11 protein-coding genes are annotated in these 12722 nt (G+C 55.3%); 7 read left to right on the top strand and 4 right to left on the bottom strand.

Translation table 11 applies throughout. The features are described 5' to 3' along the window. The first annotated feature begins 18 nt into the window (after positions 1-18). The 7 genes from PYH37_RS30980 (at position 19) to phnF (ending at position 8383) form a co-directional block, all read left to right on the top strand. The gene (locus PYH37_RS30980) at positions 19-927 is read left to right on the top strand and encodes a class I SAM-dependent methyltransferase (RefSeq protein ID WP_280736211.1); all 909 of its coding nucleotides are present in this window, start codon (positions 19-21) and stop codon (positions 925-927) included. 302 nt (positions 928-1229) lie between these two features. After that, positions 1230-1865 (top strand): formyl transferase, encoded by a 636-nt coding sequence (locus PYH37_RS30975; RefSeq protein ID WP_280736212.1) that lies wholly within the window; start codon positions 1230-1232, stop codon positions 1863-1865. A gap of 92 nt (positions 1866-1957) precedes the next feature. Then, positions 1958-3853, top strand: coding sequence for an asparagine synthase (glutamine-hydrolyzing) (gene asnB / locus PYH37_RS30970; protein ID WP_280736213.1), 1896 nt, complete (start codon positions 1958-1960; stop codon positions 3851-3853). Positions 3854-4266: 413 nt separating this feature from the next. Beyond that, positions 4267-5907, top strand: coding sequence for a PLP-dependent transferase (locus PYH37_RS30965; protein WP_280736214.1), 1641 nt, complete (start codon positions 4267-4269; stop codon positions 5905-5907). Beyond that, on the top strand, positions 5904-6680 hold the full coding sequence (locus PYH37_RS30960; protein ID WP_280736215.1) for a class I SAM-dependent methyltransferase: 777 nt from the start codon (positions 5904-5906) through the stop codon (positions 6678-6680). The genes PYH37_RS30965 and PYH37_RS30960 overlap by 4 nt, the downstream gene beginning before the upstream one ends. A 154-nt stretch (positions 6681-6834) precedes the next feature. Then, complete coding sequence (locus PYH37_RS30955; RefSeq protein WP_280736216.1) at positions 6835-7620, top strand: class I SAM-dependent methyltransferase; 786 nt, start codon at positions 6835-6837, stop codon at positions 7618-7620. A 49-nt stretch (positions 7621-7669) separates the two neighbouring features. Next, positions 7670-8383, top strand: coding sequence for a phosphonate metabolism transcriptional regulator PhnF (gene phnF, locus PYH37_RS30950; RefSeq protein WP_280736217.1), 714 nt, complete (start codon positions 7670-7672; stop codon positions 8381-8383). 27 nt (positions 8384-8410) lie between these two features. On the opposite strand, the gene PYH37_RS30945 is transcribed toward phnF, so the two are convergent. The 4 genes from PYH37_RS30945 to PYH37_RS30930 form a co-directional block, all read right to left on the bottom strand. Further along, the gene (locus tag PYH37_RS30945) at positions 8411-9403 is read right to left on the bottom strand and encodes a sugar phosphate isomerase/epimerase family protein (protein WP_280736218.1); all 993 of its coding nucleotides are present in this window, start codon (positions 9401-9403) and stop codon (positions 8411-8413) included. Continuing rightward, a complete protein-coding gene (locus tag PYH37_RS30940) occupies positions 9400-10182 on the bottom strand; it encodes an ABC transporter permease (protein WP_280736219.1) in 783 nt (260 codons plus the stop codon). Before PYH37_RS30940 ends, PYH37_RS30945 begins: the two co-directional genes overlap by 4 nt. Further along, a complete protein-coding gene (locus tag PYH37_RS30935; protein WP_280736220.1) occupies positions 10170-11621 on the bottom strand; it encodes an ABC transporter ATP-binding protein in 1452 nt (483 codons plus the stop codon). The genes PYH37_RS30940 and PYH37_RS30935 overlap by 13 nt, the downstream gene beginning before the upstream one ends. A gap of 119 nt (positions 11622-11740) precedes the next feature. Further along, complete coding sequence (locus PYH37_RS30930; protein WP_280736221.1) at positions 11741-12682, bottom strand: ABC transporter permease; 942 nt, start codon at positions 12680-12682, stop codon at positions 11741-11743. Between the last annotated feature and the right edge of the window lie 40 nt (positions 12683-12722).

Here is a 12722-nt window from a genome sequence, read left to right as displayed (position 1 = left end):
ACGGTGGGAGGAGGAGTTATGGAAACGACTCTTGAAATCGAAACACGCGCGGTTTTTGATCGTCACCAGCGGCAGCAAGAGAATGACGAGCATATCTTCACCAGATTGGTCTCGTTGGTCGACGAAGAATACTTCGGATTCGATCCCGGTGGCTTCAAAGGACTTAGTATTCTCGACGCCGGCTGCGGGTCCAACGCAAATGCATCCTTTGCATTTCTAGAAAAGGGTGCCGCAAAGGTCACCTCGCTCGAGCTTGGGCAGGAGTGGATGGATTGTGCTGCGCGGCGCCTTTCGAGTTTCGGCATGAGATCGGCGCTCGTTGGCGGGAGCGTGTTGGACTTGCCTTTTGATGACCGAGATTTTGATTTGGTGCATTGCGCGGGTGTCTTGCCCCACACGGCTGATCCGCGACGGGGCTTTGATGAACTGGCGCGAGTGACGCGACCGAGCGGCCATTTCTTCCTGACCATCATGGGCACTGGAAACGGAGTTCTCTATCGTTGCATCAATCACCTACGCGCGCTCTATACGTCCGATGCTGGGTTCCGGCGGACGATCGACGATCTTGACGGGCGGACAGCGAAGGAGGCGCTCAATTGGCTGCTAGCCGTCAAGAACCAAAACGAATGCCCTCTTCTTGAAGGCGAAGACGACTTCGTTCGGAGCCTGTTCGATGACGACCTTTTCGTGACTCTGCGCGACCGGCTCCAGGCGCCGACATATCACGAATTCGATTTTACCGAAGAGCAAATTCGCTCATGGTTCGCCGAGAATGGCTTCAGCGATGTGCGAAGAATTTCGCGGTATACCAAAGGCTTTCACAATCTCCGCCGCTATCTCGCTCCAATGTACCTCAACTACGACCACCCGGTTGCGAGATTTTGGTTTGGTGACGGCTGCATCCAGATGATCGGCAGGAAGGTTTAGTTTCTGCGCTTGCTTGGAAATACAAAGATGCCCAGCAGGTATCTCGCTTTCGGCTCGAAATGGCAGACAACTCGGGCGATCTCAACTCGACTTTACGAAAGAAGCGACCGCAACCACGGTGACGAGCTATGGTTCCACTGGCATCTTCTCGCATTTTATTCGCGGGCACTCGGCCGTTAGCGACCAAATGCCTCAACTATCTCCTCTCTGCGCCTGGAACGAATAAGGTTACTGCGATATTAGGCGCGCCCCGAGACGGACCGACTTGGTGGCCTTCGGAGGGGCAGCCTGAACTTTGGGAAGTGTCCGATAAACACGACATCCCTTATCTTGACGAGTGCGAGGCTGCCGGCGCGGATTACAACTTTATCGTAAGCGTCATGTGGAATCATGTCTTTCCACAGAATGTGCTGCAGCGTGCGTCAAACGGTGGTATCAATTTTCACCCGGCTCCTTTGCCGCAGTATCGTGGAAGCTTCGCTCGCACACACGCCATTATTAACCGAGAAGAGGTTTTTGGTGTCACGATCCACCATCTGTTTGAACGGGTCGACACCGGAGACATCATCGCTGAGCTGGAATTTCCCATCCAACCGGATGAGACCGCGATAAGCCTCGACCTGAGAGCTCAAGAGTACGGATTTCCGCTATTTTGTTTGACTTGGCTTCGCCTCTTGGACGGTTCCTCGACGGCCGTTGACCAAAGCAGCCTGATAGCCAGTGGTCAACGCCGCGCTAGATTTTATCCTTTGTCGGCGATGGACGACCTGATTGCCTCAGAAGATGCGCCCCGATCGGAGGACGAATTGCAGCGCCTGTTTCGCGCACTCTTCCTCCCTCCACGCATCACACCGCCGGATTGGCTCTGCCGACGCTTAGCCGGAAGTGATCTCCTGCAGCGTTTGAACTGGCCCCCGTCAGCGCAGGGGAACAAATGAGAGTTGCGATTCCTCGACACTTCCTGCCGTGAGGGCGCGTAGCCCCACGGAGTTACGCGGCATCAAACAAGAAAGTTGCGAGGCGGGCTGACATGTGCGGAATATTCGGATTAGTCAACTTTACGCGTGGTGATTCGATTTCAGCAAAACTAGTGCGTAAATGCACTGACGCGCTTGCTCATCGCGGTCCCGATGGCGTGGGAGTTTACGTCGACGAGGCTGTCGGATTCGGCCACCGCCGACTGGCGATCATCGACGTTGATGATCGTTCCAATCAGCCATTCGTCGATCCCGAATGCAACGTTGTTCTCACCTACAACGGAGAAATCTTCAATTACCGGGATCTCCATGCCGAATTGAAGGCGGCCGGATATCATTTTCGGAGTTCCTCGGATACCGAAGTCCTGTGTAAAGCATTCCACCGATGGGGTATGGATTGTCTGCAACGACTCAGAGGCATGTTCGCCTTCGGCCTTTATGATCGATCAAGCGGCCGTTCTTTTCTCGTTCGTGATCGTATGGGAATAAAACCTCTTTACTATATGGAGCTGTCCGGACGTATTCTGTTTGCCTCTCAACCTTCCGCGATTCTCCGTTGGCCGGAGACCAGAACCACAATCAGCATAGAGGCGATTTCATCTTTCCTCTCCTTTCGCGCCGTTTATGGTGACGGGTCTTTTTTCGAACGTATAAAGAAGGTGCCGCCGGGGCACTACCTGGAAATAGCCAATGGCTGTTCGGTTATTCATGAATGGTGGCAGCTGTCAAGCGCCAAGAATGAAGACGCTGGCAAGTTGTCTTTGCGGGAGCAACTTGGCGATTCCGTAACCGTTCATACCGTCAGCGACGTCCCTGTCGCAGCGTTACTTTCAGGTGGGATAGACTCAAGCATCATCATTTCCGAGATAGCCCAAAGGACAATGCTCTCTCCCATTTGCTTCACGGGTGCAGTCGTAGGCGATGGATACGATGAGTCACCCTACGCCAGATCAGTCGCCGCAAAGTTCGGCCTTGAGCATCGGGTTGTTGAGATTCCACCGCCTGATGATGTTTCCCTCGTATCACAACTGATCGCCCTTCGTTGCCACCCACTTGGCATGCACAATGAAGTTGCAATGTTTGCACTTGCCCGAGCAGTATCCGCCGAACACAAAGTTGTGCTAACGGGCGAGGGCGCTGATGAGCTTTTCGCGGGCTATAGTCGCCTTTATCGACTCGATTTTGATTATGCCCGCGCGCGGTTGCTTGCCGCGCTGCCCAGCAGCTGGTCAACAGCCGCACGAAAACGACTGGGCATAGCGCCGTTCCAGCCTTCGCAGTTTGATTTCTTTCTTAGGCACTATTGCCACTTTCCCGAGGACGCGAAGCTGTCCCTTTTCAACAAGAACTGCCGTAGTGCCCTGGCCGACGCGGGAGTGAAGCAGGCATCAATGCTTCGTGACGAATTCGAAGAGGCGGGCGACAACCTGTTTTCACGTGTCACACAGTTCTTGTTGCGTCATCATCTCCCGGCACTTCTTGAAATGGTGGACAATACTACAATGGCAGCCGGTATCGAAGCACGGGTCCCGTTCGTCGATGACAGGGTGATAGGTCATGCTCTGTCGTTGCCAAAGCTGGATGTCATCCGATGGCGGTCGATATTCCACCTGCTTTATGCTCTCTGCAGACCAATAACTGCTTTTAGTGAACGAGCCGACACCACAAAGGTAATTCTTCGGGACCTTTATCGAAACGCACTGCCGGCTGAGGTGCTTAAGCGGAGGAAAGTTGGTTTTGCTCTTCCCTTGGGCAAATGGGCAACGAGCGAAGCATCTTCCTCCTTCCGGAGACGTTTGTTCTCGAGCTGCTCTGCTTCCGAGCAGTTCTTCGACATGGACGCGGTCCGAGAGTGGTACCGGCGCAGTAGCTCGTCTCCTAACGACGCGTTTGGAAAACAGGTCTGGCTGTTGTGTAACCTGGAACTCTTTCTGCAACAGCACGTCTGATCGCAAAGACAATGGGGAGAAGCGAACCAATAGTCGCTGACTTGGACCGCAGCATCGATAGGAACATTTTTGATCCGGGGTCTGATCTTCAGCGTCTGTTTATTTCTTGATCGCCGTGGCGGCGCCGATGCTCATTGATGTCAGACAATGTCGGAAATGCGACATAGCAGCGTTGAGCTATTACATTGATTTAAAGAGGCAATTTCATCTGGCACGGTACGTGCTTGGTTTTCCGCAAACGCGCCATGCAGATCGCGCTATGGTCACGCTCGCAGCTGTTCTGTTGCCGCCGTCAAGAATGCCCTAGCCCGCGCTGTCGAGAGCGGCGTGGGAGTGAATTATCTCATCGAAGGCTTTGCCGCTAGTTGATCGGCAACGTTAGGCATTGTGCCGCCGCTTTCAGGGATCGCGCCATGTTCATAAGGTCGTCATTTTCACCGAGCAGCGCTGCCAGCGGCTATGAAGTCTCGGGGATGAATACTCGTTCAGCGAGGACCGTCAGTTGTCCCCAAGTGAACCCGATCCACCGCCCGAATCCTGGCTGGATCTATCGATCGTTAGGCGTGGAACCGCTAATTAACTGCGCCGGTGTGCGGACAAGCTACGGAGGCTGCAATCCCTCCGAACGAGTGCTGGATGCTATGCGCGCCGCGGCAGAGGCCTTCGTTGACATTGAAGAGTTAAACGACTGCGTCGGGAGAGAATTGGCAAAACTTACTGGCGCACAATGGGGCTTTATCTCCGCCGGAAGTGCGGCTGGCATTACGTTGGCAGTCGCCGGCGCCATTGCTGGAAACGACCCTGAGAAGATGGTCATGCTGCCGCACAATACTGGCAAAACGGTCATTATTCCCCACGACAACAGGACTGCCTACGAGGCCGCCATCAGAGCTGCAGGGGCAGATATTCGTATAGCTTCTTCGAGCGAAGAGATTAAGCGGATCGCAGCGAGACGTAACGCCGCTGCCATCTTTCTGGTCAGATCGGCGATTAGTGCGTCCTCCGTTGAGTATTCGAGAATCTGTGAGATTGGAAGGCGATTCAACATTCCGATAATAGTAGATGCGGCAGGAAGTGCTCCACAATTCCCAGATCAATTGTTAAGCTCAGGTGCCAGTATTACTATTTACTCGATCGGAAAGTATCTGCGCGGCCCTCAGTCCACCGGCTTAGTGCTCGGATGTGAAGCTCTTTGTCGTGCAGCATATCGCAATGGCCCTCCATTCCAGTCCTTCGGGCGCTCTCTCAAAGTGGGAAAAGACGAAATTGTCGGCGCATATGTGGCGATACATGACTGGGTCGAATCGAGCCGGCGCCAGCAATGGACTGTTGAATGGCTTGATCACCTCACGATCATTGAGCAAGCGGTAAGAGAGTTGCCAGGAGTCCAGGCCAAGATTGCTCCCGCCGATGACATATTTCACAATCCGCGCCTCCAGATTATTTTAGATAAGGATCTCACCCCAGTCACAGGGTTCGAAATCGCGGAAAGGTTACGGTCCGGCGAACCGCGCATCGTTTTGAACGATTATTCTATCCGGGAACAGTCCTTCTTTGTAGACCCCGCGAACCTCTCAGCCGGTGAGCCTGAGGTCGTTGCGGAGGCGCTTGTCGAAGTAATCACTAATACGGTGCCTCCGACGAAAGTTAGCTTGGGGAGGCCTGTTCAGGACATCTCAGGTGAGTGGCTGTTGGACATAACATTTTCTGTAGGCAGCGGCATCCATCGGCTCGAACTAGAAACATCCGGCAACGAGGTTCGAGGCGTTCATTACGGCGAGCGGCACAGCGGGGCCTGCCTCGGCAAAATTGACGGGACGCAGATCGAATTAAGGTCGAAGCTCGCCGCTGCGCCAATGGATCTTTACTACCACTTTGCCGGACGCATCGGTACCACTGAGTTAGCGGGTACCGTTCAGATGGGCGCTGCGACCGCTACTCATGCAGGAGGCGAGATCTCGTCCGGTCTTTCTTTTAAGAGACAATACGGAACGGCAGATTGGAAAGCAGTACGAACGAGCGGGGCGCAGACAATCAAGGAGGCGCACGCATGACGCTTCCAAAGGCTTTTGGCGACTTCTCAGCTGTCGCTCAGCAATATCTTCTACGCCCGCGCTATTCGCCAACGCTGATGTCTCATCTTATAAATGACGTTCAACGTGAGTATCCCGAGGCGCTCTTTGCTGATATTGGCGCAGGAACAGGAGCAATAGCTTGGACGCTAGTAGAAAACGGCTTGTCTGGATTCGCAGTCGAGCCCGATTCAGAGATGATCAGAGCCGGTCAACGGAGTGACGAAGGTTCTGCCTCACTCGAGTGGCTGAAGGGAACGGGCGAGGGTACCGGACTTCCCGACGAAAGCATCGACTGGGTTTTGTACGGCTCCTCCTTCCATTGGACGGATTTCCGAGGAGCGATATCCGAAACCCTACGAATTTTGCGTCCAGGCGGATTCATCACAATCCTATACTTGTTAACTGACCTGGAACACGATCCCATTCACATCGAGATCGAGAATATTATCCGAGCAACCGCTCCCGGGTTGAGGCGGGCCCGCGCACCCGTGATGGCGTTGATACCGTCGTTGGAGCCAGCCCTGATCGAATGCCAAGGCTTGGAACCGCCGATCCAGTTGCGTTCTTCGCAAAAGATTCCGATGACTGCAGAACTATATTACAACTACTGGAGAACATCACACGACATCCCTAGCCAGCTAGGGCAGGCCGATTGGGAAGATCTGCTTGCAAAGATCCGTGACACATATCTGAGGCGCAGCCCGGAGAGCATCCGATTTCAGACCTTAGCATGGCACAGCCGCAAACGCTAAAATCCGAGCCCGCATATAATAGTCGATGAATAGATCAGTATGAGTTCCGTTATTCAGTATTGGCGGCAATCTCAGCCATTTATTCGTCCACTGCATTTCCAATCATAGAGCGAAGGTTGCTAACTTTGGACGGGGCTCAATAGAGGAGTTGATCATGAACGTAAACTACAAATACGGCGACTTCTCCACTACCGCCTCCTACTACGTTGCACGGGCTGATTACGACCACGTTGTCCTAGATCTTCTGACGGGTCATGTATGTGCGTCGAACGTCGACTTCACTGTTGCGGATATTGGGGCCGGAACTGGGAAGCTAACCATTGACCTTTCGTCTCGACACTTGAGAGGATTTGCGGTCGAGCCCAATGGCGAAATGCTTAGTGAAGGGAAGCGACTAATGGCCGCTTCTCAAGCGTTTGAATGGCGGTCCGGAACAGGAGAGAACACTTCATTGCCCGACCATTCAGTGGATTGGGCGATTGTTAGTAATGCTTTCCATTGGATGGATCCGCAGGCCACTTTACATGAGATGAGGAGAATACTCCGGCCCGGCGGCTTTCTTTCGATCATGTTTTGCTTACCTGATCAGCAAAACTGCGAAATACGGACCGTGATAGAAAATCATATCTCCACTACTTTTCCTGGACTTAAGCGGGTCATACCCGGCGTACGCGACCTGATGGCGCGCCTCAAGGATGTCATTCATCTCCCCGATACATTTACGGAGTGCTTGCAGATTCATCGTCAGCATATCGTCTTAAAAAATCCAGAGCGCTTTTTGTTGTCCTGGCGTGGGGTGCACGACATCCCCAGTCAGGTCGGCGCAGAACGGTGGGAAGAACTGCTTTCCTGGATTGAAGGGCAGACTGGCGGCGTTCGAGAACTTCGATTGCCGCATGAAACCACGAGTTGGACTGTACAGCTGAAGACCAGATGGTGAAGGCGAAAGTTACTGCCTAGACACGGCCAAGAAAGCAGGGTCAGAAGGGGTGAATAGTAAACAAGCAAAATGGCGGGTAATTGAAGAGGCCCTCTCGAAAGAAATTCTCACAGGAGCATTTGGACCCGACGGGACTCTGCCAGCGGACAGCGAAGTGGCTAAGCGCTTCGGCGCTAGTCGGCTGACCGCCCGGAAGGCGCTGGCGAGTTTGCAGAGTAAGGGGCTAATCCGAATTGTGCACGGAAAAGGGACGTTTATTGAACAAGACGTCATTCAATACCGCATTTTACATAGAATGGCTTGTTCGCAGAACATTCTAGAGAGTGACAGCCAAACGCGGCGGCAGCTTTTGTCTCACAGATTCGAAACTGCAGCTCCGGAAATTGCTGATCGCTTGCGAATTCCCGAGGGGACCGGTCTGTTGATCATTGATTTGCTCAGGTTTGTGGGCAACCGTCCTCTCGCAATTAGCCGAAGCTTCTTAGATGCTCAACGATACGGCAAATTTGTTGAAGCAATGGGAGAGCAGGTTGACGTTGAGCGCGCTCTTCTCGCCTACGGTGTTAGCAGGCTCAAATCGAAGGCTATTACAGTGTTTGCGCGGATGCCGACGTCTGAGGAGGCTGCTCTCTTAGATCAATCAATGGCGCGACCGGTAGTACAGAAGGAAAATGCCGACTTAGACGATGAAGAAGAGCCATTTCGATACCACGTCGCCTGTTATGCGGCGGACCGAATAAAGTTTGTATTTGATCGCGAGTAGTAGCAACAGTTGCACATTTGAGCGGTACTAGTAGTGCGCCAAGGCGGCGCTTTCCGCCGCATCCTGTTGCATCATCAGTTCGGGGATATTGATGTTGGCGAATGCCGGAAGCTCAGCTTTAAGCCACTGCAGCGATTGCCGGAGAGCCCAATGTTCGAGCTCGGCGACTCTTCCTGGGTCTCTTGCCAGGAGATCGTGTACGTGAGTATATTCACCAGGTTCACGAAGTGGCCGGCCGGGATGTTGGAAAAAGCCCTTTCCCAATTTGGCGCTCCCCCGGCGATCTCGCATCGCCGCCTGATAACCCCAGGTGTTCTCGAAGCAGACGCGGTCGACACCGGAGCTCACAAGGGCTGCAGTCATTTCAGCGACGGGCGCATGGCCTGCGCCGATCGGCACGCCGAGCAGGCCACCCTCCCCTGGGGGCAGAATCAAACAATCCTTCAGGTGCGCCGACCTTATCCAAGGACGCATCAACTCCAGGGAAGTCAATGGATCCTCGTAGAACAGCATTGAGTTCACGTAGTCGAACATGCCCTGTATCCATGGGCTGCAGACGTGTTCCAGGATTTCAGCGACCTCGCAGGCCGCGAGATCCTCGTGATTTTCGAGAAGCACGGGTATGCCGGCCCGCTCGGCTGCAAGTGCGGCTTGGGAAAGATTGGTTTTGGCTTCCTCAACCCGAAGCCGCCTATCCGGAGTTCCGTTCGTATAGGTCCGCAAGTACCCTGCACCGACTTCCCGTGCAATGCCGAGCAACCTCTCGAGGTGCGCCGGCTCGGTTCCGGCGGTCTCGATGTCAATGAGGATGCCGCGCTTTTCAAGATAGGCACGAAGCTTGCGAAGATGCGCCGGCTCGATTCCAGAGATTTCGAGATAGTTGTTGAGTTCGAAGCAGGAGACGTTCAGCCCGTCGAACCCTAGATCGGCAGCCAGATCGACAAGCGAGAACACGTCGAAACCCGGCCTGTGACGATACTGGTAACGCAGGCCGTAGGAATGCAGGAATATTTTCGTCATGATTTTGAGAAGTCCAGTTGGCGAGAAGCATTGGAGGCAGCAAAAAGCGCGAGCAGCGAGGCGACGAGAATGAAAAGCCCGGGGATGAGCGGCGCGGCCGAATTGAGCAAAAGACCGGTTGCATTGAGTTTGATCAGTGTCCCCCAGTCGGTGGTTGGCGGCTGGACGCCAATCCCGAGCAGGCTGATCGCGCTCAGAAACATCAGGCAGGCAACGAAACGATTGACGAGTTCGACTGCTGCGTAAGGGCGAAGGTTCGGCCAGACATCTCGCGTGACAAGATAGACGAACCCTTCCCCTCTTATTCGGGAGAGCTCGACGAATGGCTCGGCGAAGATTTGGATGACCGGCGCCTTGAGCGAGCGATAGGCTCGCGTGAACTCGACCACGGTGATGATGACGATGAGGCTCGTGGTGGTCGATCCGAACGCAGCAATGAGCACGAACGCGATGATCAGACTGGGAATGGAGTTCAGGGCGTCCATGCCACGTGCAAGGATTGTCCCCGGGATCGACGGCAGAGCACTCGACAGTGCCGCGCAGGTGAGCCCGCACACTAACGACAGCACCGTCGCTGCGGCGCAGATGAACATCGTCACGCTACCCGCTCGAAGGATCTCGAGCAGCATGTCACGCCCGAGATAATCGGTCCCCAATGGATGTGCCGGCGACGGGCTTTCGAACAAGCCGCCGCCCGAAAATGTATCCGCCGATGTCCCAATGACATACGGTGTGACCATGAAGAACAGCACGAAGCCAATGAATGTCAAAGCGCGCATTGCCGAGGCTCACTCTCACGATAGGAAATTCCCCCATTCACAACCCGAGGTGCGGAGGGTCCATGCTTCTTTCGAACGGGGTGCACGACCTGACCGTCACGCAGTTCGAGAACATCGCTTGCAAGGCGCGCCACGATCTCCGGCTGGTGCGAGACGAGAAGCATGGCGATGTTGCCGCTGGCCCTGTGCTTGTCGAGGATATCGGCGATGACGTGCGCGTTCGCCGGATCGAGCGACGCCGTGACTTCGTCGAGCAGCAAAACTGCCGGATTGGTGGCTAGCGCCAGAGCAATGCCAAGCCGTTGACACTCGCCCCCCGAAAGTTCAGCGCTCCGTTTGTGACGGTAGTCAGGGGGCAAGAGGACTTGCCCAAGCACGTTTACGACGGAGTCGTCGGAATGATCGCGCCCAGCCTGGCGTAGCCGCCTGCGGAGGAGATAGTCAGCGCTGAGCGCCGGGTTCAAATGCAGCTTCACCGATTGTGGCACATATTCGAGCCGCCGCTTTTGCTCAAGCGTCCGACGGGAGTAGGACAACGGCATCCGCTCGCCATCAACCTCGATGGTGCCCTTGGCATCGCCATGCTGCCCAAGCAAGCTACGCAGGATCGTCGTCTTGCCGGCGCCAGAACGGCCGATGACCCCGAGGCAGGCTCCAGGCCGCACCTGAAAGGCCACATCGCGAAGCAGCGGACGTCCACTCGGTGCATTGACGCAAAGTCCATCGACTTGCAATCGTGGCTGCTCAGCCGGCAAAGACCGGGATACATGTGAGGACCGAGGTGTGGCAATGACCTGTGGCGCCGGACGCACCGGCTTCGGCTTTTCATCCGAAATGACATAGCCGCTGAGATCGATGGTCTGATCTGAACACTCAGCGAAGAATGGCAGTTCGTGCGATATCACGAGCGCTGCAGCACCAATTTCCTGAGCGCGGGCCTTGATGTCCCGCATGACGCCTGCCTTGAGGTCTGCGTGCAGTGCAGTTGTCGGCTCGTCGAGAATGATCAGTCGTGGCGTGGCGCAAAACACCGTCGAGATCAGGATGCGCTGCAATTGCCCGCCGCTATATTGGTGCGGGTAGCGATCCTCCCCGAAGCCAGGAACCTCCAGCCGCTGAAACGCGGCTTGGAGGAGATCGCGGCGTTCCCCCCGCTTTTGCGCGGTGTCACGAGCAAATTCGGAGATCTGACTGACAACATCGCGCGACGCCACGAGCGCCGTCGCGGAGGACTGCGGAATGTAGAGAATCTCGCGTCCCCACAGAGCCTGTTTCTGCCGCTGCTGCATCTGCAGCACCTGGCGCATGCCCAAAAGCACCTCGCCATTCAGGATGCGAACATTGGGTCTCATCCACCCCATAAGAGCGAGACAAAGACTTGTCTTGCCGACGCCGGAGGGCCCGGTCATGGTTGATAGCGTGCCGGGCTTCAGTTCCATGCCCAGCTTCTCAATGCGCCGACCACCAGTGGCGGAGTTGGATATGACGGCCGACAGATTCTTGACCTCAAGAATACTGGAGGTTTCTCGAGTGTGCTGCGGTTCGGAGCTGGCTGGTCTCATAGCGCGCCTCTTCTGCTAATTCGGCCGGCTATCAGGTCCGACAGTGAGTAGATGCCCACATAGATGGCAGTGATGAACACCGCGCAGAACTGCAGGACCGGGATGTCCCGCCAAACGACGGATGACACGGCTAACTCCCCGATGCCGGAAATGCCGAACACTACCTCGATCACCAGCACGCCAGTCAGCAGATAGGCGCAGTAAATGAGCAGGAGGTTGATGATCGAAGGGAGGATCGCCGAAACCGCATAGCGCAGCGCAATCCAGCTACGGCTGAACCCGCGCAGGCGAGCGAATTCGAAATAATCCTTTTTCTCCTCCATCAGCAACAGCGACAGCAGCATGCGACCGACATAGGCGATCATGCCGACGCCAAGACACGCGCTTGGCAGAATGAGGACGCGAATGTGCTCGGATAGCGACTGATCCGGCGCCAATCGAGAAACGGCCGGCAGCAATTGGAGCTGGACGGCAAAGACGTAGATGAACACATAGGCGATTAGAAACTCCGGTGCGCAGAGCACGACTTGCATCAAGAGCTGAAGGAAGCGTCGGATCTGCGGTGGCGCGAGGAACGACGCCACGCCGGCCGCCAGGGCAAGCGGAAACCAGCAAATAGCGGCACCGGCAAGCATCAGCGTATTGGCAAGACGCGGCTCCACGACGTCCCAGACCGGTATGCGGCTGGTGAACGATTGGCCGAATTCTCCTTGAAGGAAGTGAAACAGCCAGGTGACGAAGCGCTCCGGCAAGGGACGATCCAGTCCGAGGCTGTGGCGCAACTGGGCGGCAAGTTCCGGCGTATAGTCCTGGCCAAGCAACTCCGTCACGAAGTCGCCAGGAATGAGTGCCGTCCCGAAGAAGATCAGGGCAGCAGCAGCCAGAAGAATGGCAACCCTTATAGCCAATTCAAGAGCAAACGAGGGAAGGTTCGCCAAGGGCGACCTCCGCTCGTCTCGCTCATAAGTCAACGAATGA

The organism is Sinorhizobium numidicum, from assembly GCF_029892045.1.
Taxonomy (GTDB): Bacteria; Pseudomonadota; Alphaproteobacteria; order Rhizobiales; family Rhizobiaceae; genus Sinorhizobium; species Sinorhizobium numidicum.
Note: the sequence above shows the minus strand (reverse complement) of the source record. Positions and strands in the feature narration are given on the sequence as shown.

What these genes read in the sequence shown, in the direction of transcription:
- PYH37_RS30945 (WP_280736218.1), bottom strand. Translation starts at nt 9,403, where the DNA reads ATGACGAAAATATTCCTGCATTCCTACGGCCTGCGTTACCAGTATCGT.
- PYH37_RS30955 (WP_280736216.1), top strand. Translation starts at nt 6,835, where the DNA reads ATGAACGTAAACTACAAATACGGCGACTTCTCCACTACCGCCTCCTAC.
- PYH37_RS30980 (WP_280736211.1), top strand. Translation starts at nt 19, where the DNA reads ATGGAAACGACTCTTGAAATCGAAACACGCGCGGTTTTTGATCGTCAC.
- PYH37_RS30935 (WP_280736220.1), bottom strand. Translation starts at nt 11,621, where the DNA reads ATGGAACTGAAGCCCGGCACGCTATCAACCATGACCGGGCCCTCCGGC.
- PYH37_RS30940 (WP_280736219.1), bottom strand. Translation starts at nt 10,182, where the DNA reads ATGCGCGCTTTGACATTCATTGGCTTCGTGCTGTTCTTCATGGTCACA.
- PYH37_RS30960 (WP_280736215.1), top strand. Translation starts at nt 5,904, where the DNA reads ATGACGCTTCCAAAGGCTTTTGGCGACTTCTCAGCTGTCGCTCAGCAA.
- asnB (WP_280736213.1), top strand. Translation starts at nt 1,958, where the DNA reads ATGTGCGGAATATTCGGATTAGTCAACTTTACGCGTGGTGATTCGATT.
- PYH37_RS30965 (WP_280736214.1), top strand. Translation starts at nt 4,267, where the DNA reads ATGTTCATAAGGTCGTCATTTTCACCGAGCAGCGCTGCCAGCGGCTAT.